This is a genomic window from Paracoccus albus (assembly GCF_027913035.1).
Classification (GTDB): Bacteria; Pseudomonadota; Alphaproteobacteria; order Rhodobacterales; family Rhodobacteraceae; genus Paracoccus; species Paracoccus albus.
In genome coordinates, this window is record NZ_CP115775.1 from 2354627 (window position 1) to 2380663 (window position 26037).

The following is a 26037-nucleotide window of genomic DNA, read 5'->3' on the forward strand; positions in this document are numbered from 1 at the left end:
CCGAATCTGAACGGGGCGGCACGAAAATCTGGTGGGAAAGTTTGGGGATAGGCTGTGGATAAGCTGCGACCCCGCCACTCTGCATGGTTGCAGGCAGCGGCAAAATCGCAGCAAAATTGGCGCTCAGCTATTCTTTTCCTGCCAGCCGCGCGGGTCGTTCAGGAACGCCTCGACCTCTGTCAGGGTGGCGTTGTCGAAGGAGGCCTGCGCTTTGGCTTCGGCCAGCACATCCCACCAGGTGCACAGGTGATGCAGTTTCACGCCATGATCCGCCAGCCGCTGCGTCGTTTCCTGAAAGATGCCGTAGTAAAAGATCACCGCGGTATGGCCACATTGCGCGCCCGTCGCGCGGATCGCATCCACGAAGCTGAGCTTGGAGCCCCCATCCGTGGTCAGATCCTCGACCAGAAGGACACGGTCGCTTTCATCCATCCGCCCCTCGATCCGGGCGTTTCGGCCATATCCTTTCGGCTTCTTGCGGACATAACTCATCGGGAGACCGAGCCGCTCGGCCACCATTGCACCGAAGGGAATGCCCGCGGTTTCACCGCCCGCGACATTGGTGAAGGCTTCGAAACCCGCGTCGCGCATTGCGGTCGCCGCCAGAAAATCCATCAGGTTCCCGCGCACACGTGGGAAAGAGATAATGCGGCGACAATCAACATAGGTCGGACCTTTCAGGCCGGACGCGTAGGTAAACGGCTCTGCCGCGTTGAAGTCTACGGCTTTGATTTCCAGCAGCGCGCGCGCGCTCAGCCGGGCGATTTCCTCGGGCGTGGGAAAGGAAAAGCTCATGCGGGCTCCGTTTGCCAGAAAAGTGGGAAACCGGGGTCGAAGATGGTGACGGTTTCGTCGCCCGCCGCGATTTCCGTTGGGAAGCTGACTTCGGTTTCTTGCCGTGTCAGCCGAATGCGATCCTCATTTGGTGGCATCGCGTAGAAAGCAGGGCCATTCAGCGAGGTGAAAGCCTCCAGCCTGTCAAGCGCGCCGTCTTCTTCGAAGACATGCGCCAGGATCGACATGGTATTGGGCGCCGTAAAGCAACCCGCGCATCCGCATGGCTGAAGCTTCGCACTGTCCGGATGCGGGGCGGAATCCGTGCCGAGGAAGAACGGACCCTCCCCTGACATCGCCGCTTTGCGCAGGGCCAGACGGTGGCTTTCCCGCTTGGCGACCGGCAGGCAATAATAATGTGGACGGATGCCGCCCGCGAGGATCGCATTGCGGTTGATGACAAGGTGATGCGTCGTGATCGTGGCGCCCATCGCCCCGCCGGAAGCATTCCCGCGAACGTAGTCCACACCATCCGAAGTGGTCACATGCTCCATCACGACGCGAAGGCCGGGGGTCGCACGCCGCAGCGGGTCAAGAATGCGGTCGATGAAAACCGCTTCGCGATCGAATATATCGACCTCGGGGTCGGTGACCTCTCCGTGAACGCACAGAGGCACACCGGCTTCGGCCATCGCCTCCAGCACCGGACGAACGCGGTCAAAATCCGTGACGCCGCTGGCAGAATTCGTGGTTGCCCCGGCGGGATACAGCTTCACAGCCGCGATCAGCCCATCAGCGTGAGATGCGACAATATCTGCCGGATCGGTCGTTTCCGTCAGATAAAGCGTCATCAGCGGCCGCAGCGCGGCACCATCGGGAAGCGCCTTCATGATCCGGTCGCGATAGGCGCGCGCCTGATCGCCGGTCACGACGGGAGGCACCAGATTCGGCATGATGATCGCCCGACCGAATTCGGCGGAATGCGGGGCCACGGCGCCCAGCATGGCGCCATCGCGCAAATGCAGGTGCCAATCGTCGGGGCGGCGAAGCGTTATTGAGTTGGTCATGGCCTTCCGATTATACCGGCTGGACGCGCGATGAAAGATCGTATCCGGGGTTGTAATTTGAACGGGTTGTCATTTTCTCTTCGCAGGTGCAGCATATAGCGCCTATAGAAAGGTCAGTTTAAGTATGGGTTTACTTCCAACCGGTATGGCAGAGGCGACCCGCCTTTGGGCTCAAGTAGCTCAAATCGCTATCGAATCGCAAATGGTCATTAACCTTCGCCTTGCAGGAATGATGGGTATTTTGCCGCAAAGCAGAAATGAATCGCATCGGATGGTGCAGGAAAAGCTGGATGCCGCGCAAGAGGCAGGGACAGCGGTGATGCGTGCGGTGACCCGTGGTGCGTCGGCGGATCAGGTCATGACAGCCGCCTTAAAGCCCTATGGCCGCCGGACAAAGGCCAATGCCCGGCGCCTGAGCAAGTCATCGACCCGCAAGCGGCGTTAGCCTGCCCTCGCCTGCAACTTACAATGAAAAAGGCCTCCGTCTCGCGGAGGCCTTTTCGCATTCAGATATCAATCCGCTCAGATCAGCTTGCCGATTGCGACAGCCGTATCCGACATGCGGTTCGAGAAACCCCACTCATTGTCGTACCAGGTCAGGATACGAACCATCCGCTTATCCATCACCTTGGTCTGATCCAGAGCAAAGATTGACGAATGCGGATCATGATTGAAATCGATGGAGACATTGGGCTGATCGGTATAGCCCAGAATGCCCTTCAGCGGACCGTCAGCGGCAGCTTTGATGGCATCATTCACCTCTTCAACCGTGGTGTCGCGGTCGGCGATGAAGGTCAGGTCAACGACCGAGACATTCGGCGTGGGCACGCGGATGGCCACACCGTCCAGCTTGCCGTTCAGTTCGGGCAGGACCAGCCCAACCGCCTTGGCAGCGCCGGTCGAGGTCGGGATCATCGACATGGCCGCAGCGCGTGCGCGGTAGAGGTCCTTGTGCATCGTATCCAGCGTCGGCTGATCGCCGGTATAGCTGTGGATGGTGGTCATGAAGCCCTTTTCAATGCCGATGGCATCGTTCAGGACCTTGGCAACCGGCGACAGGCAGTTCGTGGTACAGCTGGCGTTGGAAACAATCAGGTCGTCTTTGGTCAGCGTGTCGTCGTTGACGCCAAACACGATGGTCTTATCGGCCCCTTTCGACGGCGCCGAGACCAGCACCCGGCTGGAGCCATTTTCAAGATGGACCTTCGCCTTTTCAGCATCGGTGAAGATGCCCGTGCATTCCAGCACGACGTCAACGTCGCCCCAAGGCAGATCAGCAGGATTGCGGATGGCGGTTACCTTGATCGGGCCACGACCGACATCAATGGTGTCGCCGTCAACCTTCACCTCGCCGGGGAATTTGCCATGCACGCTGTCAAAGCGGATCAAGTGGGCATTCGTTTCCACCGGCCCGAGATCGTTGATCGCGATGACTTCGATATCCTTACGGCCCGATTCCACGATGGCGCGCAGAACATTGCGCCCGATCCGACCAAACCCGTTGATTGCCACCTTCACAGCCATGATGAACCTCCGCAGACTGAATTCGCAGTGCTTATGAGGCTTTTTGCAGGGCGTTGCAAACCCCGTCGGGCTTGTTAGCGCCAGAAGCTGAGATATTCGACCAAGGCGACAAATTCCCGGCCGACCAGCAGCGGAAGATTCCATTGAAACCAAAAGGCATCAACTACAAGAAGCGTGAGGAGTAAAACAGCTATCGTGATCACATTGCTTGTCGACACGACCTTGCCTTCGCTTTCTGCTTCCGTTTCGCTCGGTCGTAGTTACCGGCCAATAGAAGGCGCGGCAAGCGGACAGCACATGGTTCCTTAACAGTAGCAGATTAGCTCATGATCGGCGAAAATCCGCCGCAACTGGCGGGTTCTTGCCACTGGGACACACCATCAGCGCAAACAAGTTGAAACTCTAAGCACTGTCCTGTTTACGAACATTATGCCGTGTCACCGCCTGCTGGGTGCACATGTAAAAACACGCTTAAAACGGCGTTGAAACAATAATTTATCCGGGGACAGCTGCTTTGCCCAACCGTCTGAATGCTGCGCTTGAACAGGTCATTCCTGAAAAACGTATCTTCCTGAAAAGCGAGAACGCCACACGCGTCATCCATCTGCGACCAATGACGCAGCTTGGCCTGATCGGTGGGACGGCGCTGCTGATCGGTTGGACGATCATTTCGGGCGCGATATTGGCCTATGATCGCATTGGCGGAGCGCAGGACAACGACGCGCACAGCACCAAAGTGGCCTATGAAACCCGGCTGAATGCACTGGCAAAGGAACGCGACGCCCGCGCCACCGAAGCGCAGGAAGCGCAGCTTCGATTCTCGGTCGCCCTCGATCAGGTCGCGAAATACCAGAAAAAGCTGCTGTCTGCGCAAAAAGAAAATCGCGAACTCTCAGCGGGGCTGGATGCAGTTCAGCAGAAGCTGGGCACGGCCATGGCTGCAATGCCTGACGCGGCGGCGGTCAATGCCCCTGAAAAAGATCTTGCCCTCAGCGCCCTGAACGAAAAACTGCGTGTTACCGCCGAAGCCCGCGAAGCCGCGGATGAAGCTGCGCGACTGGCCAAGGCAGAGGCTGCGACCGCGAAGGCCGAGCAGAAGCAGCTTGTGGCCCGCAATGAAGCGATATTCAGCCAGATCGAAGATGCTGCCGTTGCCGCTGCCCTGCCCTATCAGGACATGTTCGCAAAGCTGAGCCTCGACACAGACTCGCTGCTGGCCTCGGTTGATGACGAATATTCCGGTCAGGGTGGTCCGCTGACGCAGGCGACCGTATCCACCAGCGGGAACGCAGCCATTTCAGAAACAGAGGCTCGCGCCAAGGAAATCGTCGTCAGTCTGGATCAGGTGAACCGTTATCGCATCGCCAGCAACAAGCTGCCGCTTGATATGCCGGTTAAATCCGCATTCCGCTACACGTCCGGCTTCGGGCCACGTTGGGGCCGCGTGCACAAGGGCATTGACCTTGCAGGTCCGACCGGTACACCCGTTCTGGCTACGGGTGACGGGGTTGTGAAATTCGCCGGTCGTCAAAGCGGATATGGCAACATTATCATCGTAGAGCATGCGCTTGGCACCGAAACGCGCTATGCACATTTGTCAAAGATCCGTGTTCAGGCAGGTCAGAAGGTATCGCGCGGCAGTCAGATAGGTGATATGGGCAATACAGGACGGTCGACCGGCCCGCATCTTCACTATGAGGTTCGGGTAAACGGTGAAGCCGTTAATCCCATGAGCTTCATCAAGGCGGCACAAAATGTTTTCTAAATCTCGCGTGACCGAAACACCGAACCGCAACCCTCAATCTCCCGCGGCAGAGCCGGAAACGGCGGTTGTCCCTGCGGATGCGCCGAAGGAACAGCCCTCTGCTGCGCCGGCGCCGCAAAAACGCTCTGCCCCTTCGGTCCTTTCCTCGGATTTGACGATCAAAGGTGATCTTCAGACTGCAGGCGATGTCCAGATCGAGGGCAATATCGAAGGAGATATCCGCGCGCGTCAGTTGACCATCGGCGACACGGCCACCGTCCGCGGCGAAGTGCTTGCGGATGAGGTCATTGTAAACGGTCGCGTCATTGGCCGTCTGCGTGGTGTGAAGGTGCGCCTTTCCTCTACCGCTCGCGTCGAAGGCGACATCATTCACAAGACCATCGCCATCGAATCCGGCGCCCATTTCGAAGGATCGGTCCAGCGTCAGGAAGACCCGCTCGCGCAGGGCGGCACCAAGAAACTTGCTCCGCCTGCGAACAACTTCTCAAAAAACGACGACTGACGCCAATCGTTTTTACGCACGAAGATAGGGGCCACTCGGCCCCTTTTTCTATCGGATCTCGGCATCCGGCATCAGGTGGCGATACATGTGCCAGCTTGCGTGACCCAGCACCGGAAGCGCGACGAACAGACCCAGGAACAGCGGCAGGATACCCAGAAACAGGGTCACGGCGATCAGCGCGGCCCAGCACAGCAGAACGGCAGGATTAAGCGCGACCGATCTGACAGACGTGATAATGGCGGTGATAAAGTCAACTTCCCGATCCATCAGAAGGGGCAATCCAACAACCGTGAAGCTGAACAGCACCGCCGCAAATCCAGCCCCGATGATTGTGCCGACCACTAGCATTACAAGCCCCCTGCCCTGTAGTAGCGCGTCCGCTGATGAGGTGATGTTGGTCAGCGCGGAAACGCCCATGAACAGCGCGAATGTGGTATGCGCGACGAAAACCCAGAACATGAACAGCAACAGAATGACCATCGCCATTGAGGGCAACTGCCTGTCCTTCTGAGCGAAAACCGTTCCCATCACCTCGCGCCAGATCAGCGGCTTGCCGAATTCGATCCGTCGGCTGACCTCATACAATCCGACAGCCGCAAAGGGCGCTATCAGCGGGAACCCCACAACAAAGGGCATCAGCCACCACTCCTGACCAGAGGCTGCCGCAACAGTCAGCAGAACAAGACCGCCCGCCACATAGAACGCAGAAAAAAATAGCCCGAAGGCGGGCGCACGCATGAAATCGGACCAGCCTGCGCGCAGGCTTTCACCGATTGCAGCCATCTCGATCCGCGCAGGATCCGGAATTTCATCCGGTCCGTCACCGGCAATATGCAGATCGGTATCATGTTGCGGCATCAGCGATCCTCCCTCATCAGCAAGAGGCTAGGACGCCCTGCATAGAGCAATCAACCGAAATGAAATCAGCTTTTGCGATGCAACTTTTCGATCAGCGCTTCATGCACGGGAGGCGTCACGAACTTTGACACATCACCTTGCAGTCTCGCGATTTCTTTCACGAGCTTCGATGCGATCGACTGGCGTTGCGCATCTGCCATCAGGAAAACGGTTTCGATGCTGGAATCAAGCGCGCGGTTCATGCCGACCATCTGGAATTCGTATTCGAAATCAGCGACTGCGCGAAGCCCGCGAATGATGACGCGCGCACCGACATCACGCGCGCAGTCAATCAGCAGGTTTTCGAACGGATGGACAAGAATTTCACCGCCGGTCCGTTTCACCACCTGATCGCATTCGTGGCGTACCATTGACACGCGCTGTTCCAGATCGAACATCGGCCCCTTGTCGCGGTTGATTGCAACCCCGATCACCAACCGGTCAACAAGCGCCATCGCGCGTTCGATGATGTCGATATGACCGAGCGTGATCGGGTCAAACGTGCCGGGATATAGCGCTGTCCGCATGGGGCCATCCTTCTGATTACCCGCAACAACCCATCTGAAAAGTGCGGCAAAATCAAGATATCTGCGCTATATTCGCGATCAGGACCCCATAATCATGCCCGTAAGCGCTTCCTTTTCGTCGTTCAGCTCTTTAAGGCGGGCTGACACCGCGTCGCCGATCGAAACGATGCCCAGCATATTGCCAGCCTCATCGACGACGGGCAAATGGCGAAACCGGCCTTCGGTCATGCGTTCCAGCACGGCAAGCGTGTCCTCTCCGGTCGAACAGGTAGATACGTTGCGCGTCATCAGACCGCTGATAGGTCCGCTCAGAACCGCGGCACCCTGCTTGCTCAGTTCGCGCACAATGTCACGCTCTGACAGAATGCCGACGGGCTTTTTCCCGTCATCGCTGACAACCACAGCACCGATGCGCTTCTCTGCAAGCAGTTTTGCGGCTTCTTCTACGGTGGCTGTCGATTGGATCGTCACGATACCCGATCCACCGGGGCCCTTCAGGGAAAGGATCTGATTCACCAGCATTCTGCTCTCCATTCGGTTACGTCATCAGTCTGTCGTAACCACGCAGGACGTCAAGCCCCGTGATGTGTGGCCACCTCTGCCTCCAGCCGGGCGACCTCGGCACGCATGCCTTGTGCAATACGCTCTGCTAACAGGTTGAGGCGTTCGGAACGGCGGTCATCAGCGTGGCGGATCATCCAGAAACTGCGCTTCAGACTGAACTGACCGGTCAGCAGACGCTGGACGCCGGGCGCGAAGGGAATCGCGAAATCATGCACAATGCCAATCCCCGCGCCGGTGCGTATGGCCTGCATCTGAACCGAAACGGAGTTCGACGTCAGTCGCGCCGGGTCGGCACCGCTGCGCCCAAGCAGGGATGACAGGTAGTCAAGCTCGCGGTCGAAAATCATATCGGGGATATAGCCGATCAGGCGCATATCACCCAGATCGGCCAGCCCGTTCACCGGCCCGTGCTGTGCAAGGTAGTCCCGATGAACCGCCAGATGCAGGTGATAGTCGCACAGCCGCTGCACGACCAGACGCCCGCTTTCAGGTCGGCTTACGGCAATAGCGAAATCCGCCTCTCGCTTCGACAGATTGAAAACACGCGGCAGGGCAACGATCTGGATTTCCAGCCCCGGATGCGCATCGCACAGCTTCGCGGCCACTTGCGGCAGCAGATAATTGGCGCAGCCGTCTGGCGCACCGATGCGAAGCTGGCCCGTCAGTTCGCCCGCCTGACCAAGCGCACCTGCCGCGCCCGTCAGCGCACGCTCTGCCGCTTCGGCATGGGGCAGCAGCCGCGCACCTTCCGGCGTCAACGCATAGCCAAGCGGGGATTTCACGAAAAGAGCATGACCAAGGGCCGATTCCAGCCTGCCGATCCGGCGTCCCACCGTGGACGGATCCATAGTCAGACGTTTCCCGGCCCGCGAAAGCCCCTCATCACGCGCCACCGCCAGAAATACCCGCAAATCGTCCCAGTCCACGCGATCACCCCTTGCAAATATGCAAAACCCCTTTGCCGAACTTTCGCTTTTCGGCTGCATTTTCGCAATATATCCTTGAGTGGAAATTTGGGCTGGAGGAAGTGATGAAAAATATCGGTCATTGGATCGACGGCAAGGAAGTCGCGGGCTCCTCGGGGCGAAGTGCTGACGTGTTCAACCCCGCCACTGGCGAAGTTCAGGCGAAGGTCGCGCTTGCTTCTGACGCAGAAATTACCGCGGCCATCGAAAGCGCAGCACAGGCGCAAAAGGGATGGGCTGCAACCAACCCGCAGCGACGCGCCCGCGTGATGATGGAGATGGTGCGCCTTATCAACCGCGACATGGATAAGCTGGCAGAGGCCTTGTCATCTGAACATGGCAAGACATTCCCCGACGCCAAAGGCGATGTTCAGCGCGGGCTTGAGGTGATCGAATTCTGTATCGGTGCGCCCCATTTCATGAAGGGCGAGTTCACCGATGGCGCAGGGCCAGGCATCGACATGTATTCGATGCGCCAGCCGCTTGGCGTCGTTGCAGGCATTACGCCGTTCAACTTCCCCGCGATGATTCCCCTGTGGAAGATGGGGCCTGCACTTGCTGCCGGGAATGCCATGATCCTGAAACCGTCCGAGCGTGATCCCTCGGTTCCGCTGATGCTGGCGGCACTGTGGAAAGAGGCCGGGCTTCCTGACGGCGTTCTGCAAGTCATCAATGGCGACAAGGGCGCGGTTGACGCCCTGCTGCAAAGCGAGGTCATTCAGGCTGTGGGCTTCGTCGGCTCTACCCCGATTGCGCAATATATCTATGAAGAGGCCGCGAAGACCGGCAAGCGCGCGCAATGCTTTGGCGGTGCGAAGAACCACATGATCATCATGCCAGATGCCGATCTGGATCAGGCGGCAGATGCCCTGGTCGGGGCAGGCTTCGGCGCTGCCGGCGAACGCTGTATGGCCATTTCCGTGGCAGTTCCGGTAGGTGAAAAGACCGCCGACGCGCTGATCGAACGGCTGGTCCCCCGGATCGAAAAGCTGAAGGTTGGCCCCTGGACTGCGGGCGACGATGTGGATTACGGCCCAGTGGTCACCAAGGCCGCGAAGGAAAATATCCATCGCCTCGTGCAAAGCGGCGTCGATCAGGGTGCGGAGCTGGTCGTTGATGGCCGGGACTTCAACCTGCAGGGTTACGAGGATGGGTTTTTCGTCGGCCCGCACCTGTTCGACCGAGTCACGCCCGACATGGAAATCTACAAGACCGAGATCTTCGGGCCTGTTCTGTCCACCGTTCGCGCCGAAAACTATGAAGAGGCTATCGGCCTTGCGCTTGACCATGAATATGGCAACGGCACAGCGATCTTCACCCGCGACGGCGACACCGCCCGCGACTTCGCCAGCCGGATCAATATCGGCATGGTCGGCGTCAATGTCCCGATCCCGGTGCCGCTGGCCTATCACACCTTCGGCGGCTGGAAAAAATCCGGTTTCGGTGACCTGAACCAGCACGGACCGGACGCTTTCCGCTTCTATACGCGCACGAAGACCGTCACCGCCCGCTGGCCCTCGGGCATCAAGGAAGGCGGCGAATTCAACTTCAAGGCAATGGACTGATCAGCGCGCGGGGGGCAAGCTGCCCCCCGTTCGTTACGGGACCCACAGGGAGGGAGGACCCTATGGATTTCGCGCTTAGCGAGGAACAGCAGGCTATTTTCGATATGGCGCGCGACTTCGGCGCCGAACATATCGCACCCCATTCGGAGGAATGGGAAGAACAGGGCACCATCCCGAAGGAACTGTGGAAACAGGCAGCGGAACTGGGCCTTGGTGGCATTTTCGTGTCCGAGGAATATGGCGGCTCCGGCCTGTCGCGGCTGGACGGAACGCTCATTTTTGAAGCATTGGCGATGGCTGATCCATCGGTCGGCAGCTTCCTGTCCATCCACAATATGTGCGGCGGGATGATCGACAAGTTCGGCTCGGACGAGGCTAAGGCAAAATTCTTGCCCGAGCTTTGCAGCATGGAGAAGGTCTGGTCCTATTGCCTGACCGAACCCGGCTCTGGCTCTGACGCGGCGGCGCTGCGTACCCGCGCGGCAAAGGGGAATGAGGGCATCAAGCTGAACGGCACCAAAGCCTTTATCTCTGGCGGCGGATATTCCGACTGCTATCTGACGATGGTCCGCACAGGCGAGGATGGGCCCAAGGGTATTTCAACCGTTGTGGTTGAGGATGGCACGCCGGGCCTGAGCTTTGGCGGGCTGGAACGCAAGATGGGTTGGAAGGCGCAGCCAACAGCGCAGGTCCAGTTCGACGATTGCCTGATCCCTCTGGAAAACCAGATCGGAGAGGATGGGCGCGGATTTTCCTATGCGATGTCCGGGCTTGATGGCGGAAGGTTGAATATCTCTGCCGGGGCGCTTGGCGCGGCGCAATCCGCGCTTGATAAGACACTGGCATATATGGGTGAGCGGAAGGCGTTCGGCAAATCGCTTGATCAGTTTCAGGCGTTGCAATTCCGGTTGGCAGAGATGGAGACAGCGCTTCAATCAGCGCGTATCTTCCTGCGGCAGGCGGCGTGGAAACTTGATCGCGGCGACCGAGACGCGACCAAGTTCTGCGCGATGGCGAAGCTGAATGTCACGGATCGCGCATTCGAGGTCGCAAATGGCTGCCTGCAACTTCATGGAGGCTATGGCTATCTCGCCGATTACGGGATCGAAAAGCTTGTCCGCGACCTGCGCGTTCACCAAATCCTTGAAGGCACAAACGAAATCATGCGCCTGATCATCAGCCGCACAATGCTGGCGGAAAGAAGTTGATGGACGATCTGAAAATCCGCAAGGACGGGCGCGCCGGACGTATCACCTTCTCCCGGCCAAAAGCGCTTAACGCGCTAAGCCACGACATGGCGAAAGCGCTTCATCAGGCGCTGATCGAGTGGAAGGAAGATGACGAAGTCGAACTGGTCATCATTGATGCAGAAGGTGAACGTGCCTTCTGCGCGGGTGGTGACATCGCGGCGGTCTATCAAGCGGCAATCAATGGTAACCACGTCGAGGGCCAGCAGTTCTTCTTTGACGAATACCGCATGAATGCCGAGATCGCCAATTACCCGAAGCCAGTCGTTTCCTTCATGCAGGGTTTTGTCATGGGCGGCGGCGTCGGGGTCGGTGGCCATGCCAGCCACCGCATCGTTGGCAATTCGACGCGCATTGCCATGCCCGAATCCGGGATCGGCCTTGTACCCGATGTCGGTGGAAGCTGGCTGTTGGCGCGCGCGCCGGGCAATATGGGCGAATACCTGATGCTTACCGCTGATCGAATGGGTCCCGGTGACGCGATCAAAGCCGGCTTCGCGGATACTTTCATCCCCGAAGCCGAATGGCCCGCCTTGATCGAGCAGCTTGTGCAATCCGCCGATCTTTCGATCCTGAAGGGGCAGACCCCACCGGAAGCACCGCTGTCCGAAGGGGATTTCTCGGCCTATGCCGGCGCGAACACCGCCGATATTGTGTCGGCGCTAGAGACCGCCGGGGATGAGGCAGCGCTGAAAGCAATCCGTCGCAACTCACCCCTTTCAATGGCAGCGGGGCTTCGTCTGGTCAGAGAGGCGCGGCACGACAGCAAGGTCGAGGAAAGTCTGGCGCGAGAGTATCGGTTCACCCACCGCGCCACGGAAAAAGGCGACTTTGTCGAAGGTGTGCGTGCGCAGGTCATCGACAAGGACCGCAATCCGCAGTGGAAAGCGGACGCATCACCAGTGGCGGTGGATGACATATTGGCTACGCTCGGCCCGGAAGAGCTGCATTTCAACGCATAGGGGAACGCGATGAAGATTGGATTCATTGGTTTGGGAAATATGGGCCTGCCTATGGCGGTCAACCTGGCAAAGGCGGGACATGAGGTCGTTGGCTTCGACACCGCGGCCCCCGCGACGCCACCATTGGCCGCGGCTGCATCTGCCGCCGAAGCCGCGAGAGAGGCGGATATCGTTATCACGATGCTGCCGAATGGCGATATTCTGCGTGCGGTCGCTTCTGATATCATACCGGCGATGAAAAAGGGGGCGGTTTTCTGCGATTGCTCTACCGTCGACGTCGCGAGTGCGCGCGACGTGGCTGAACAAGCCCTGGCATCCGGCCTCGGCGCATTGGACGCGCCAGTCTCGGGTGGTGTTTCCGGCGCTGCGGCTGGCACGCTGACCTTCATGGCGGGCGGTAGTGACGCGGATTTCGCAACTATGCGCCCACTTTTCGACATCATGGGAGGCCGCGCCATCCATTGTGGCGACTCGGGCGCCGGACAGGCGGCCAAGCTGTGCAACAACATGATCCTAGGCGTCACGATGATTGCCACTTGTGAAGCATTTGCACTGGCCGACAAGCTGGGATTGGACCGGCAAAAGCTGTTCGACGTCGCGTCAACCTCGTCAGGCAGCAGCTGGTCGATGAACACCTATTGTCCCGCGCCGGGCGTTGGCCCCCAATCACCGGCCGATAATGACTACCGCCCCGGCTTCGCTGCTGATCTGATGCTGAAAGATCTGAACCTGTCACAGCAGGCGGCTGAGCGTGTTGACGCTGATACGCCGATGGGCGAATTGGCCATGCAGCTTTATGCGCGCTTCGTCGGTGAAGAGGACGGCAAGGGCCGCGATTTTTCCGCAATGTTGCCAAGATTCGAGCAACGCAGCAGAAAAAGTTGACCCAACGTCATTTTCTTTAGAAAGGACGGAACCTGAACGGTCTGCCGGCGTTGCACAGGATTAAAGCATAACGCCGGAATCCACGTGTCTTTATCAGGTACCATAGTCAGTCTTCTCGTCGCCGCGATACTGGTTTCCGTAGCCGCCGCCACCGAAACGGTAGAGGCAGGTAACGGCACCCCGGTTGAGATCGGCGAAGTTATTCCGGCGGAAAACCTGCAGATCGTTAAGGAGCCCGGCAGATACGGGTTGGGGCCGGGATTGCCTGGTAGCCACTATGCGGTGGTCGGCGACCTTTTGATCCGCATCAACGCCGAAACGGGTGCGGTCCAGTCAATTATCCGGAAAGTTCAGGAAAAACGGAGATAAATCATCCGATCAGCGTGCGCGCTGCGTCGCGCGCCGCATCGGTAATATGTTCGCCTGACAGCATCCGTGCAATCTCCTCTACACGCTGTGACTGATCCAGTGCATCGACCACGCTGGTTGTCATCCCGCCGGTGACTGATTTGGAAACCCGGAAATGGGTAGCGCCCAATGCCGCAACCTGGGGCGAATGCGTCACCACCAGAACCTGCGCAGTCTCGGACAGGCGGGCGAGCCGACGACCGACCGCGTCCGCAGTCGCGCCACCCACACCACGATCTATTTCGTCAAATATAAGCGTCAGCGCGTCATTGCCGCGTGCCAGGCTGACCTTGAGCGCCAGCAGAAAGCGGGACAATTCGCCGCCTGAGGCGATCTTGTCCAACGCGCCGGCAGGTGCCCCCGGATTGGTGGCGACCGTGAAGGTTACGCTGTCGTGGCCCTCCGGACCCGCTTCTCCCCGCCCCAGCTCGGTCGTAAAAATCGCCCGCTCCATCTTCAGCGGCGCCAGCTCTGCGGCCATTGCAGCATCAAGTTGTCCTGCCGCCACGCGACGCGCCTGCGACACCTCCGCTGCCATCTGGTCATATATCTGCCGCGTCTCCGCCAACCGTTTTCGCAGACCTTCCAGCTTTTCATCGGCTGATCCTATATCGACCTGCCTGTTGCGCAGTTCCGCAGCGAGCTCGGCCAGATCGTCGCTCTGAACATCATGCTTACGCGCCAATGCACGCAGGGCAAAAAGGCGTTCTTCTGTCCGTTCCAGCTCCGAAGGATCAAAATCCATCGCCTCAACCGCGGATTCAACGCCGCCGGTAGCGTCGCCCAATTCGATCAGCGCACGGGACAACGCATCCAAAGCGCTGTCGAATCTACCCTCGGCATGTTCAGCGGCACCTTCCAGCCAACGCGTGGCATCCAACATCGCGCCCTCTGCACCCTCCGGGCCAAGGGCAGCCATCGCGCGGTCCACATCGCCGCGTATGCGTTCCGCCACCTGCATGTTCCGGCGCTGTGTATCAAGTGCCGCGTCTTCGCCCGGCTGCGGGTTCAACGCGTCGATTTCTGCCAAAGCATGGGCCAGAAATTCGGCCTCTTTCTCGCGGGCGTCCTTGTCGGCTTCCAGCAATTCAATTTCAGCCTCTAGCCGCCGAAATTCGCGCCATGCGCTGCGGATGGGATCGAGGTCGATTACCGCGAAGGAATCCAGAAGCTGACGATGGCCGCGTGGGTTCAGCAATCCGCGATCATCATGTTGACCATGCAGCTCAACCAGTGTTTCCGATAGCGCCCGCAGCACTTCACCCGAGGCTCGGCGATCGTTGATCCACGCGCTTTTGCGACCATCCGTGCTGTTGACCCGACGCAGAATAAGCTCTGCCTCCGGTTCGATCCCGGCATCGGCCAGAACCGTTCGCGCAGGATGATCAGCGGGCAGGTCGAAAACGGCAGTAACCTCGCCCTGTGTTGCACCTGCCCTGACGAGTTCCGCACGCCCACGCCAGCCAAGCACGAAGCCAAGGCAATCCAGCAGGATCGACTTGCCCGCACCGGTTTCGCCGGTCAGCACATTCAGGCCGGCACTGAAATCAAGTTCCAGCCGGTCGATCAATAGAATGTCGCGGATATGCAATTCGCGCAGCATCGCCCCACCCCGCAGGGTGCGCTTTAGCGCACCGTTACAGCCATTTGCCCTGAACGACCTGACGGTAAACGTTGGTCAGCCAACTGCTGCCGCGCGCCGCAGGTTCCAGCCCACGACCGCGAAGCTGGTTGTAAGCGTCCTGATAGAAGGGCGAAGACTGGAAGTTATGGCCAAGAATCGCGCCCGCTGTCTGTGCCTCATCCGTCAGGCCCAATGCCAGATAGGATTCCGTCAGGCGCATCAACGCTTCTGGTGTGTGCGTCGTCGTCTGGAAATCTTCGACAACGACACGGAAACGGTTGATGGCCGCGGTATAGTGACCGCGCTTCAGATAATAACGCCCGATCTCCATCTCCTTGCCGGCGAGATGGTCGAAGGCCAGATCGAATTTCAGAATCGAGCTGCGCGCGTATTCTGTGTCGGGATACTCCTCAATCACTTCGCGCAGGGCCTGAAGCGCCTGGAAAGTCAGGCCCTGATCGCGGCCGACCTCGTCAATCTGATCGTAATAGGACAGCGCGAGCAGATATTTTGCATAAGCAGCGTCGTCATCGCCCGGATAGGTATCAATGAAACGCTGTGCCGCACCACGCGCCTCTTCGTAATTCTTGGCCTGGTGGTAGCCGTAAGCCTGCATGATCAAAGCGCGCTTCGCCCATTGCGAATAGGGATACAGACGCTCGATCTCAGAGAAATAATATACTGCGTTATCCGGCTTGCGGTTATTCTCAAGCTCATACTCGCCGCGCTTGTAGATTTCTTCTGCCGTAAAATTGTCGACAGGCAACCTGCCTCCATTCGCCTCTCGCCCCGCGCAACCGGCAAGAACAGATCCCGCCACAATCAGCGCAATCAGGGATTTGGACGAAACGAAGCGGACCATCGGAACCTGCCTGTCAGAACTTACACGCCTAATAAACGAGTCGGGCCCGTCACAGCCCGGTCGTCCTAGCACAGAACATCAGGGGGCGCAAAATGGCAATGTGGTGAATTTACGGGGGCTTGCAGGATGACCTGCAAGTTCACGCAACAGCGATAAGTGACGGCGCGTTGACCGGGCCATAGGCGGCAACGCCGGCGCCCGGAAGCCGGCATTCCAGATCAGACGCGCAGACTTCCCATTCCCATGCATCTGGCTGGTCAAACAAAGCCCGCAGCAGCCTGTTCGTCATCGCATGTCCGGCCCGCGTTCCCGTGTAACGCGCCAGCAGTGGTGCGCCAGCAAGGGCAAGATCGCCCATCGCATCAAGCATTTTATGACGAACAGCCTCGTCCCGGTGACGCAGTCCGCCCGGCGACAGAACCTTGTCACCGTCTACGACAACGGCGTTCATATATGTACCACCAAGCGCCAGACCATTGGCACGCATGGTTTCGACATCAGACTGACGGCAGAAGGTGCGGCTGTCCATCAACTCGCGCACGAATGCACCATTGGCCATATCCAACGCCTTGTCCTGACGCCCGATCGCCTGATCCGCAAAGTCGATATGAAAGTCGATTTCAAGGTGATCCGCCGGCTCCAGCCGGGCGATGGCTTCGCCCTCGCACACTTCCACCGGACGTTTCACGCGGATTGCACGCTGGACGCCGTTCTGGACGCGGATGCCGACATTCAGGATGCCGGACACGAATTCAGCAGCCGAGCCGTCAAGGATCGGCACCTCCAACGCGTTGATGCGAATCAACACGTTGCGGATACCGGTGCCAGCAAGCGCAGCCATGATATGTTCGATCGTCGAGACGCGGGCACCGAATTCATTTTCGACCAGCGTGCAGAGCTTCGAGGGAACAACGTGATCCCACTGTGCAGGAATCCGGTTCTCACCGGTGGGCAGGTCAGTCCGTTCGAAAACGATACCGTGATCGGCAGGCGCCGGCACAAGCTCCATCCGGACGGCCACACCGGAATGAAGTCCGACGCCCCGAAACTCTGTCACTTTCGCAATGGTAGCCTGCATGGTCTTGCCTGTTTCTTTACGACGGACTTTTTCTTTGCCCGCTTCTATCAACTAGGTGCAGGGGTGGCTGCGCTCAATTAACGTTTTGTGACTCTCTGTAACAATGCAGCCGGCTGAAAATATTGGAATATCGACATATTCCAGTATTTCCACGCAAAAGGGCCGCCAATGGCGACCCTTTCCCAAATCAATTCACACGTGGCCGTTACCGAGCCCTACAGGGCTGTGATCAGTTGGCCTGCCGACGAAGGAATGCCGGTATCTCGGAACTGTCAGCCTGCGAATCGTCTGCGAGATCGTCGAAATCCGCGTCCAGATTACCCTGACGGCGTGCAGAGAGGCGCTCGTTGACGCGATCGGCGATGGATGCCGCAGACGGTTTGTCGCCGCCGTGACCTGCCATCCGCTCGATCATGCGGCCAAGACCGGCCATCCGGCTTTCGCTGTTCCGCGAAGGGGCAGCGGGTTCTGCCTTGCGCGGCGCGGGCGAAGGCGCGCGCGACGCGGCACCCGGTTGGGCGGCTGCCGCACGGCGCATACGCTCCAGCACATCGGCGGGTGGTGTTCCGCGCGGGGCTGCGCTGCGCGGCGCGATGAAGTTTTCTGCATCGTCGCCGATCGGATCGGCAGGCGCTGCCGCGCGGGCCGGTTCTTTCGGCTGATAGGCAGGCGCCGGCATTTGATCCTCGACATGGTCAACCGGTTCCGAAGCCTCAACCTGCGCTGCTGGCGGCGTCGCACGGCGCGGTGGGACATCTTCGTATTCCGCACGCTGTGCCGGAGCAGGTGCAGGTGCAGGTGCAGGTTGCTGGGCCACGGCCTCTACCCGGCGGCGCGGCGCGGGCGGAGCGGCTTCTTCGACCGCCGTATCGATGCCGGTCGCCACGACGGAAACACGGATCGTGCCTTCCATATTCGGATCCAGCGTCGAGCCGACGATGATATTGGCATCGCCATCGACCTTGTCGCGAATGATGTTCGCGGCCTCGTCCAGTTCGAACAGCGTCAGGTCGGTGCCGCCGGTGATGTTGATCAGCACACCCTTTGCACCGTTGAGGCTGATTTCGTCCAGCAGCGGGTTGGCAATCGCCTTCTCGGCAGCCTGAACGGCACGGTTTTCGCCATTGGCTTCGCCCGTGCCCATCATCGCCTTGCCCATCTCGTCCATCACCGCGCGGACATCGGCGAAGTCGAGGTTGATCAGGCCCGGCCGCACCATCAGGTCGGTCACACCCTTGACGCCCTGATACAGAACGTCATCGGCCATTGCGAAGGCTTCGGTGAAGGTGGTTTTTTCGTTGGCCAGACGGAACAGGTTCTGGTTCGGGATGATGATCAGCGTATCGACATGCTTTTGCAGTTCCGACACGCCCTGATCGGCCTGACGCATCCGCTTGGAGCCTTCGAACTGGAAGGGTTTCGTCACAACGCCGACGGTCAGGATACCCATCTGACGGGCAGCCTGCGCGATGATCGGGGCCGCACCGGTTCCCGTGCCGCCGCCCATCCCAGCGGTGATGAAACACATATGCGCACCCTGAAGGTGATCGACGATGTCTTCGATCGTTTCTTCGGCAGCGCGGGCGCCGACTTCTGGCTTCGCGCCTGCACCCAGGCCTTCGGTCACTTTCGGACCCAGCTGGATGCGGCTTTCCGAGGACGACTGCTTCAACGCCTGCGCATCGGTATTGGCGACCACGAAGACGCAGCCCTCAAGCTGCTGTTCGATCATGTTGTTGACCGCGTTGCCGCCTGCACCGCCGACACCGAATACAGTGATGCGCGGCTTCAGATCGTCGTCGTCGTTCATCATCAGATTGAGGTTCATGGTTTCCGCCTGTTGTTTTGATACGTTTCGGGTCTGACGCCCCGTCGAATCCCCCGTATTCATCAAACTCTACCGAAGCCAGGGCCAATCGTCACCCGAAAAACACGATTCAACCGCAAAATCTTGTGGGTAATCCATATGATCCCGGCGGTATCTTGCCGACACCGCAGGATATAGCGGAGACACCGGACCCCGCCACCACCAATGATTTCAGTCGCCTGTCACCAGTTGTTGCGAAACCAGCGATAGGCCCGGCGCAGACTGCGTGCCGGATAGTTTTCGGCGGGCATTTCGAAATCCCACCACTCGTCCTGCGGGTGAGCGGCAAAAAGCGCCAGCCCGACGGTCGAGGCGAAGTTGGGCCCGGTCAGCTGATGCGGCAATCCGTGGATGCGCAGCGGACGACCGATGCGGACATTCCGGCCCAGCATCCTGGCGGCCAGCCCGTCCAGCCCGGGGATCTGGCTGCCGCCCCCTGTCAGCACGACCTGCTGGCTGGGCATATGGTCGAAACCGGCGGCATCAAGGATCGCGCCGACTTCTTCCAATATCTCTTCCACGCGCGGTCGCATGATGCCGATCAGATCCGCGCGGCTGACCGTGCGCCGATCCGTCTCCCAGTCCCCGGTGTTCCCGCCAAGTTCGATCAGGTCACGGTCATCGCGCCCGGTCGCCTCGACCCCGCCATTCAGGGTTTTCAGCCGTTCGGCGACAGCCATCGGCACCCTCAGTCCCTTGGCGATGTCCTGCGTCACCAGATCGCCGCCCATCGGCACGGCGTCGGCGAAAATCATATGCTTGCGCACGAAGATGGAAACGCCGGTCGCCCCGCCGCCCATATCAATGCTGGCCGCACCAAGTTCCTGCTCATCCTCGACCAGCGAGGAAAGCGCGGACATGTAAGAGCCGGAAGCTACCCCGGCCAGTTCCATGTCGCAGCGGCGGATGACATGGATCAGGTTGTCGATGGCATCACCGTCGACTGTCAGCACATGCATATCAACGCCGAGCGTCTGGCCCGAGTGATCACGCGGATCCAGCAGCCCGGAGCGTCCGTCAACGGTGAAGTTGACGGGCTGGGCATGAAGCACCTGACGCCCACGCCCGAAATTCGGCACCTCGCAGGACGCAAGCGCCTGTGCAACGTCACCCTGTCCGACCTTGCCGTTCTTCAGCGCAATCTCTCCATCCAGCCCATAGGATGCCGGCCGGGCACCGCTGATGCAGGCAATCGCGTGATCCACGCGCACGCCCGCCAGCTTCTGCGCAGCCTGCACAGCCGTGCGGATCGCGCGTTCGGTTTCGGCCATCGTTTCGATTTCTCCAAAGCGCACCCCGCGGGAGCGCGTCGTCGCGGCACCAATCACCCGAAAATTGGACTGACCAGCCATCGGACCGACGCCGTCCGTCTCACGGTAGATGCCCGGACCATCGAATTGCAGGACAAAGCAGGCGACCTTGGAACTGCCGATATCCAGCACGGCGATCACACCACGTTGCAGCGCAGCCTGTCGCATGTTCCGCATTGCGCGTTGCTGTTGATAGATATCTTTCATCATACGCCCTCGCCCTCAGCCCTGCTTTTCGTCTTTTGGAAGTTCCTTGCCATTGCCATCCAGCAGGGGCTGGCCCCGGACAGCGCGAATCTCGTTTTGCGCATTGATGCCAATGCGCGCCACAGGCCTGCTGCCGTCGCGTAAATCGACGACAGAAACATCGCGGGCCAACAGGTCTTCCGCCCCGTTCAGCGCGATCAACCGTTCGAGAGCGGTAACTGCGCCGTCAGACGGCAGAAGGATGCGCTGACCACGATCGAGAACCACGTCCCAACGCCGCTCCCCCACACGCTGAAGCCCGCGCAACCGCGGTAGCAGTGGTCCCGCCGCGCTGAACAGGCGGATTGCCTCGGCACTGGCCTTGTCCGCGCCCTCACCCGCGATCAACGGAAGTTTCGCGCGGACAGAGCGCTCGGTGACAGAGGCCACACGCTGACCCTGATCGTCCAGCATCTCGATCCCGCGTGCGTGGCGCCACAGCATAACCGGCTGCCGCTCGACCACACGCGCGGCAAGCACCCCATCGGGCTTGATCCGCAGTTCGACATCCTTGACGGCATCCAGCATCAGGATATCGCTGCGCAGTTGGTCCAGGTCGATATCAAAGCTGGAGGCCGGAAGATCGACCGGCAGCATCATGCGAAGCGCCTTGTCCACCGGCTCGGACGCACCGTCGATTGTCATCACCTTTACCATGAACTGCTCACGGTTCTGCACGGCCTCGACCATCCCGGTCAGACCGCCGGCCAGCGATGCACGCCGGTTATCGTCCGACAGCCAGAGCAGCGCAGTAAAAGCCAGCAGAAATGCGGGAATACCGATACGAGTCAGGCGGCGGAAATAGGGCGTCAGCCACATCCGGTGCAGGCGATAAGCCAGCCGCGAGGGCGCGGGATCACGTTTCGGCCTCTCTGCCGGGCGCTGCGGCCGTTTCCAGCCCTTGCGCGGCGGGGTCGGCTGCGGGGAAAATCCCTGCATGTGATCGCGATCTACGCCCTGCATAGCGCGTCCTCCACCAGCCATTTGCACAAGGCGGGGAAGTCGACACCCGCCGCGGCCGCCTGCTCTGGCACCAGCGAGGTCGGCGTCATGCCGGGCTGGGTGTTTGTTTCCAGCAGATAAAGCCCGGCCAGACCGCGCGCCTCGTCCCAGCGGAAGTCGGTGCGGCTGATGCCCTTGCAGCCAAGCGCCCGATGCGCCCGCAGCGCATAGTCCAGACAGGCGGCAGTAATATCGTCGGGAATATCCGCCGGGATCACATGGCGCGAGCCGCCTGTCTTGTATTTCGCGTCATAGTCATACCAGCCATCGGTGATGATGTCGGTCACGCCAAGCGCACGGTCGCCCAGTACGGTTGTCGTCAGTTCACGCCCCGGCACATAGGTTTCGACCATGACCTCAGCCGGCATGTGATCGCCGATCTGCGCCGGCCCGTTCGCACCGTCGCGCACGATGTAAATCCCCACGCTGGAGCCTTCGGCATTCGGCTTCACCACATAGGGCGGCGGCATCGGATGTTCTTTGCGGGCAGTATCGGTCGGAACGATGACACTGTCGACGACCGGAAGCCCTGCGGTCCGGAACACCTCTTTTGACCGGGTCTTGTCCATCGCCAGTGCAGACGCAAGCACACCTGAATGCGTATAGGGGATAGCCAGCCATTCCAGAATGCCCTGCACGCAGCCATCCTCGCCCCAGCGGCCATGCAGCGCGTTGAAAACGACATCTGGCGCAACCTCGGCAAGACGCGCGGGCAGATCACGCCCCGCATCAATTTCGATCACTTCAAAGCCCGCCTGCCGCAGCGCGTTCGCGCATTCGGCCCCAGAGGACAGTGACACCTCGCGCTCTGCCGAGGGGCCGCCCTTGAGGACTGCGACTTTCGGGGCTGTCCTGCTCGACTCGCCCGCCAATTTCGCCTTTCTGCCCGGTTGAGATCCGGGTCCGGTTTTCGTCGCCCGGTTTTCCGGGTCATGCCTGTATCGGTGATTCTAGCGAAGCGAAGCGAATCAGGGAAGAGGCTTATGCGCCCTTGGGCAAAATTCCTGCCTGTTCAGCGATTTCGCGCAGCGCCGAGCGCAGCCACTCGATGCCGCCCGGCCAATAACCTGTCTTTTCCAGTTTTTCCGTGCTCATCCGGCTGATCGCACTTGCATCGGCGCGATCTGGCAGGCGCCCGTCAATGCCGGTCACGGCTCGCCATTCCTCCAGCAGGTCACGACGGTCAAGCACAATGTCAGAGACGTTGTAGATTCCATCCGCCCCGTCCAAGCCCCGCCCGACTGCGATGGCAAGACAGTCGCCGTGAACCTCTGTCCCGACGCGCGGCGCAATCCGTTTCCCCGCTGCGAAATCGTCGAAAAGGTCGGCCCATTTGTGGCGCTGACCCGGACCAGGAGGTCCGTAGACCCCCGTCACACGCAGCACGGTCGCCTGTTGCCCCGAGGCAAGCAGCGCCTTCTCCGCCTGAAGCTTGGCCTTCCCGTAAAGCGTGTCGGGACGACATACCATATCTTCAGTCAGCATGCCGTTTTGAGGGCCGTAAACCGCGCGCGTAGAGATAAAGACCACCCGGCGCCCTGCCTCGGCAGCGGCATCAAACAGACGCAGCGAGCCGTCAAGGTTGCGCCGCAGGAAGCCTTCTGGATCATCGCCCTCGCCGCCGCGATAGCGACCCGGCACATGATCGAAGGCGGCGTGAACGATTGCGTCCAGCCGCTTAAGATCCGGCACGTCAGCATCCAGATCATAGAACTGATGCGCCGCATGCTTCGCGAAAAAATCAGGCAGCGGCGGGCGGCGGGTCATCACGGTCACGTCGTGACCCTCGCGTAAGAGATCGTTGACGATAAAGCGCCCTACAAGCCCCGTGCCACCCGTGACCGCGACCCTCATGCCGGGGCCGGAAGGCTGGCCGGATCAAGTCTTGGCCCCTGCCCGGCAAAGCCGCGCCAGATGTCGATCAGCGGGCGAAGACGGTCGGCCTTGTCATGGTCCTGCCACGGCTTTTCGTATTGATAGTGCAGGATATGAATATCGTCCCAGGACCAAAGCTCGGGCATATTGAACCAGACATATTGCAGCATATTGAAGAAAACCGGCAGCCCGTGCCAGTCGGGGAAGAAGTCCTGCAAAAAGGTCTGATCCGTGCGCCGCCAGAATACACCGGGTTGATCCAGCCGATCCAGCATCTGCGTGAATGTCGCCTCTGATGGGCGCGCGGTGAACACGCCAGAGTTCAGACGGTGAAAATCGGCAAGGCTCTCATAAACATTCGGCGCGGCACAAAATTCCGGATAACCGAAAAGCTTGTCGCAATTTTTCAGGACGATAGCGTCGGCGTCGATGAACACCACGGCTTCGTATTCAACCAATTGCCAAAGCCGCAACTTCGCGAAATTGTCCAAAGGCGTATGAAACGGTGGCTTGTTGCCTTTGGTGAACGCAGCCCTTGCGTGCAGCGCATCACGCGCATGGGTCGCGTTAAATTCGGCAGAGGTATCCAACAGGTCCGTCGCAATCAGCCGCGCACCCGCATCACGCAGCGGCTGCAATGACGCTTCCGGCACCGATGTGTGCAGAACGACGCAATCCGCCGAAGTCCCTGTCGCCCTGATGGAATTGACCAGAGCCAAAGCGCCAAGCGCGTAATCGGCATTTGTCGCCAGCGTGACATAGGCATGGCGATTGTTTGCCACCTGCTCTGCGCGAAGACCTTCGGACATGTGATCATCCTTTTATCGACAGGTCTTGCGATACGTCACTGGCCGTTGGTACATCAAGGAGATATGTCCCGCCACTTCCCTGGCAAAGGAACCGAATGGATCTCAGCGCTATATTTCGCGAGTTCATCACGCTCTTTGTGGTGATCGACCCCATCGGGTCCGTGCCGGTTTTTCTGTTTGCAACCAAATACGTTCCACGCACGCTTCACCGTCGTTTCGCGATCCGCGCAGTGGCCGTCGCGTCTGCGGTTCTGATCGGTTTCCTGCTGTTCGGTCAGTTCGTGCTGGAAGCGATGGGCCTTCGCCTCGGCTCTTTCCAGATCGCGGGCGGGATCGTGCTTTTCATTTTCGCCATGACCATGATCTTCGGCGAATCCAAGCCCCAGCGAGAGATCGAGGAGGCGGAGCGGGATCACCTGGAAGGTGCCGTCTTTCCGCTGGCAATCCCGTCGATCGCATCGCCCGGCGCGATGCTTGGGGTCGTGGTGCTGACAGACAATCATCAGAACTCTTTCGGGGCTCAGATGATAACGGCGGCGGCACTGCTGGTTGTGCTGGCGATTACGCTTGGCCTGCTGCTGGTCGCGACAAAGGTGTATAAATATATCGGCAATACCGGGGCGAATATCATCAGCCGAGTCATGGGGATGCTGCTTGCGGCGGTCGCTGTTGATGCCATCTTGGGCGGCATGGATGTCATGGGCCTCGCCACCGTCGTCGGCGGCGCGGGCGAGATGCTGTCGGGCAATCGCTAGAGACGCCGATCAGGCCGGGTCTCCGATCCGGATGACCTCCCACTGCAACTCGTGACCGGAGGTTTCGCGCACACGGTCGCGCACGAATTCGCCCAGTTCTTCCAGCTCTGACGCTGTTGCGCCGCCTGCGTTAAGCAGGAAGTTCGGGTGCTTTTCCGACATCTGCGCACCGCCAAGCCGATGACCACGCAGACCCGCATCCTCGATCAGCTTCCACGCCTTCAGCTCATGCGTGTCGTCGGCACGACCGGTAGAGCTGAAACCGGCGGGGTTGCGAAAGGTCGAACCGGCTGTGCGGTCCTTGGTCGGCTGGGTGGCGTCGCGCTTGGCAAGCTGTTCTTCCATGCGGGCGTGTAGCTGCTGGGGCTCACCGCGCCCCGCCCGGAAGCGAGCCGAGGTCATGATCCAGCCCTCTGGCAGCTCGCTGTGACGATAGGCGAAGCGCAGGTCGTCGGGCGTCACCGTGACGATGCGGCCATCGCGGGTGATGGCCGTGACGTCGATCAGGTGGTCGGCGACATAGGTGCCATAACATCCCGCATTCATGCGGACGGCCCCGCCGATGCTACCCGGTATGGTGCGCAGAAATGTCAGATCGAGGCTCTGATCCGCCGATTTACGGGCGACATGCGCATCAAGGGCAGCGGTGCCGCAGGTGACAACATCATCTGCAAAATCAATACCGTTAAAGCCCCGCCCCAGCCGCACGACGACCCCACGGATACCACCATCCCGCACGATCAGGTTCGATCCGACACCCATCGGGAATACAGGAATTGCCGGATCAAGCTCGCGCAGGAATGCTGCCAGATCGTCCTGATCGGCGGGCTGGAAAAACCAGTCGGCAGGACCACCCACGCGCAACCATGTCAGGCTGTCAAGCGGACGGTCGGCGGTCAATGTGCCGCGAGGGCTGGGCATGTTCTGGGTCATGGCATGCGAAGTAGAACGCGCGAG

The 26037-nt window shown here is 59.9% G+C and carries 26 protein-coding genes; 9 read left to right on the forward strand and 17 right to left on the reverse strand.

Annotated features, from left to right (window positions below; all coding sequences use genetic code 11):
- Positions 1–123: 123 nt before the first annotated feature.
- Positions 124–795, reverse strand: coding sequence for an orotate phosphoribosyltransferase (locus PAF20_RS11800; protein WP_271070829.1), 672 nt, complete (start codon positions 793–795; stop codon positions 124–126).
- Entirely contained in the window at positions 792–1841 is a 1050-nt protein-coding gene (gene pyrC / locus PAF20_RS11805; RefSeq protein WP_271070830.1) for a dihydroorotase, read from the reverse strand. Before pyrC ends, PAF20_RS11800 begins: the two co-directional genes overlap by 4 nt.
- Before the next feature lie 229 nt (positions 1842–2070).
- Here pyrC and PAF20_RS11810 point away from each other — a divergent pair, with 229 nt between their 5' ends.
- Entirely contained in the window at positions 2071–2286 is a 216-nt protein-coding gene (locus PAF20_RS11810; protein WP_271070831.1) for an antifreeze protein, read from the forward strand.
- Between the two features lie 77 nt (positions 2287–2363).
- Here the strand turns inward: PAF20_RS11810 and gap are convergent, their stop codons facing one another.
- On the reverse strand, positions 2364–3365 hold the full coding sequence (gene gap, locus PAF20_RS11815) for a type I glyceraldehyde-3-phosphate dehydrogenase (protein WP_271070832.1): 1002 nt from the start codon (positions 3363–3365) through the stop codon (positions 2364–2366).
- Between the two features lie 514 nt (positions 3366–3879).
- On the opposite strand from gap, the gene PAF20_RS11820 reads away from it, so the two are divergent.
- Both PAF20_RS11820 and PAF20_RS11825 read left to right on the forward strand, forming a co-directional pair.
- Positions 3880–5130 carry a DUF5930 domain-containing protein gene (locus tag PAF20_RS11820; protein WP_271070833.1) on the forward strand — a complete coding sequence of 417 codons (1251 nt, stop codon included), beginning with the start codon at positions 3880–3882 and terminating at the stop codon, positions 5128–5130.
- Positions 5120–5632: a bactofilin family protein gene (locus tag PAF20_RS11825; protein ID WP_271070834.1), complete on the forward strand. Its 513-nt coding sequence runs from the start codon at positions 5120–5122 to the stop codon at positions 5630–5632. The genes PAF20_RS11820 and PAF20_RS11825 overlap by 11 nt, the downstream gene beginning before the upstream one ends.
- A 48-nt stretch (positions 5633–5680) precedes the next feature.
- On the opposite strand, the gene PAF20_RS11830 is transcribed toward PAF20_RS11825, so the two are convergent.
- The 4 genes from PAF20_RS11830 to PAF20_RS11845 all read right to left on the reverse strand — a co-directional run bounded on the left by PAF20_RS11830 (position 5681) and on the right by PAF20_RS11845 (position 8546).
- Positions 5681–6490, reverse strand: coding sequence for a DUF2189 domain-containing protein (locus PAF20_RS11830; RefSeq protein WP_271070835.1), 810 nt, complete (start codon positions 6488–6490; stop codon positions 5681–5683).
- A gap of 65 nt (positions 6491–6555) precedes the next feature.
- A complete protein-coding gene (gene coaD, locus PAF20_RS11835; RefSeq protein ID WP_271070836.1) occupies positions 6556–7056 on the reverse strand; it encodes a pantetheine-phosphate adenylyltransferase in 501 nt (166 codons plus the stop codon).
- A 78-nt stretch (positions 7057–7134) separates the two neighbouring features.
- Positions 7135–7578: a CBS domain-containing protein gene (locus tag PAF20_RS11840; RefSeq protein ID WP_271070837.1), complete on the reverse strand. Its 444-nt coding sequence runs from the start codon at positions 7576–7578 to the stop codon at positions 7135–7137.
- A gap of 50 nt (positions 7579–7628) precedes the next feature.
- Complete coding sequence (locus PAF20_RS11845; RefSeq protein WP_271070838.1) at positions 7629–8546, reverse strand: LysR family transcriptional regulator; 918 nt, start codon at positions 8544–8546, stop codon at positions 7629–7631.
- Between the two features lie 104 nt (positions 8547–8650).
- On the opposite strand from PAF20_RS11845, the gene PAF20_RS11850 reads away from it, so the two are divergent.
- From PAF20_RS11850 to PAF20_RS11870, 5 genes are all read left to right on the forward strand, one after another.
- Positions 8651–10150 carry a CoA-acylating methylmalonate-semialdehyde dehydrogenase gene (locus tag PAF20_RS11850; RefSeq protein ID WP_271070839.1) on the forward strand — a complete coding sequence of 500 codons (1500 nt, stop codon included), beginning with the start codon at positions 8651–8653 and terminating at the stop codon, positions 10148–10150.
- Positions 10151–10212: 62 nt separating this feature from the next.
- Positions 10213–11358 carry an acyl-CoA dehydrogenase family protein gene (locus PAF20_RS11855; protein ID WP_271070840.1) on the forward strand — a complete coding sequence of 382 codons (1146 nt, stop codon included), beginning with the start codon at positions 10213–10215 and terminating at the stop codon, positions 11356–11358.
- The gene (locus PAF20_RS11860; protein WP_271070841.1) at positions 11358–12359 is read left to right on the forward strand and encodes an enoyl-CoA hydratase/isomerase family protein; all 1002 of its coding nucleotides are present in this window, start codon (positions 11358–11360) and stop codon (positions 12357–12359) included. The genes PAF20_RS11855 and PAF20_RS11860 overlap by 1 nt, the downstream gene beginning before the upstream one ends.
- 9 nt (positions 12360–12368) lie before the next feature.
- Complete coding sequence (gene mmsB / locus PAF20_RS11865) at positions 12369–13244, forward strand: 3-hydroxyisobutyrate dehydrogenase (protein WP_271070842.1); 876 nt, start codon at positions 12369–12371, stop codon at positions 13242–13244.
- A gap of 84 nt (positions 13245–13328) precedes the next feature.
- Complete coding sequence (locus PAF20_RS11870; protein ID WP_271070843.1) at positions 13329–13613, forward strand: hypothetical protein; 285 nt, start codon at positions 13329–13331, stop codon at positions 13611–13613.
- Between the two features lies 1 nt (position 13614).
- Here PAF20_RS11870 and recN read toward each other — a convergent pair whose 3' ends face one another.
- The 9 genes from recN to PAF20_RS11915 all read right to left on the reverse strand — a co-directional run bounded on the left by recN (position 13615) and on the right by PAF20_RS11915 (position 24325).
- Positions 13615–15255, reverse strand: a complete 1641-nt coding sequence (recN, locus tag PAF20_RS11875; protein WP_271070844.1) for a DNA repair protein RecN — start codon at positions 15253–15255, stop codon at positions 13615–13617.
- Between the two features lie 34 nt (positions 15256–15289).
- On the reverse strand, positions 15290–16138 hold the full coding sequence (locus PAF20_RS11880; protein WP_271070845.1) for an outer membrane protein assembly factor BamD: 849 nt from the start codon (positions 16136–16138) through the stop codon (positions 15290–15292).
- Between the two features lie 139 nt (positions 16139–16277).
- Entirely contained in the window at positions 16278–17216 is a 939-nt protein-coding gene (gene lpxC / locus PAF20_RS11885; RefSeq protein WP_271070846.1) for a UDP-3-O-acyl-N-acetylglucosamine deacetylase, read from the reverse strand.
- 229 nt (positions 17217–17445) lie between these two features.
- On the reverse strand, positions 17446–19044 hold the full coding sequence (gene ftsZ, locus PAF20_RS11890) for a cell division protein FtsZ (protein ID WP_271070847.1): 1599 nt from the start codon (positions 19042–19044) through the stop codon (positions 17446–17448).
- 221 nt (positions 19045–19265) lie between these two features.
- The gene (ftsA, locus tag PAF20_RS11895) at positions 19266–20600 is read right to left on the reverse strand and encodes a cell division protein FtsA (RefSeq protein WP_271070848.1); all 1335 of its coding nucleotides are present in this window, start codon (positions 20598–20600) and stop codon (positions 19266–19268) included.
- Between the two features lie 15 nt (positions 20601–20615).
- A complete protein-coding gene (locus PAF20_RS11900; protein ID WP_271070849.1) occupies positions 20616–21602 on the reverse strand; it encodes a cell division protein FtsQ/DivIB in 987 nt (328 codons plus the stop codon).
- On the reverse strand, positions 21590–22513 hold the full coding sequence (locus PAF20_RS11905; protein ID WP_271070850.1) for a D-alanine--D-alanine ligase: 924 nt from the start codon (positions 22511–22513) through the stop codon (positions 21590–21592). Before PAF20_RS11905 ends, PAF20_RS11900 begins: the two co-directional genes overlap by 13 nt.
- 109 nt (positions 22514–22622) lie before the next feature.
- Complete coding sequence (locus tag PAF20_RS11910) at positions 22623–23495, reverse strand: NAD-dependent epimerase/dehydratase family protein (RefSeq protein WP_271070851.1); 873 nt, start codon at positions 23493–23495, stop codon at positions 22623–22625.
- Positions 23492–24325: a glycosyltransferase gene (locus PAF20_RS11915; RefSeq protein ID WP_271070852.1), complete on the reverse strand. Its 834-nt coding sequence runs from the start codon at positions 24323–24325 to the stop codon at positions 23492–23494. The genes PAF20_RS11910 and PAF20_RS11915 overlap by 4 nt, the downstream gene beginning before the upstream one ends.
- A 95-nt stretch (positions 24326–24420) precedes the next feature.
- On the opposite strand from PAF20_RS11915, the gene PAF20_RS11920 reads away from it, so the two are divergent.
- Positions 24421–25080: a MarC family protein gene (locus PAF20_RS11920; RefSeq protein WP_271070853.1), complete on the forward strand. Its 660-nt coding sequence runs from the start codon at positions 24421–24423 to the stop codon at positions 25078–25080.
- 9 nt (positions 25081–25089) lie between these two features.
- Here the strand turns inward: PAF20_RS11920 and murB are convergent, their stop codons facing one another.
- The gene (murB, locus tag PAF20_RS11925; protein ID WP_271070854.1) at positions 25090–26013 is read right to left on the reverse strand and encodes a UDP-N-acetylmuramate dehydrogenase; all 924 of its coding nucleotides are present in this window, start codon (positions 26011–26013) and stop codon (positions 25090–25092) included.
- Between the last annotated feature and the right edge of the window lie 24 nt (positions 26014–26037).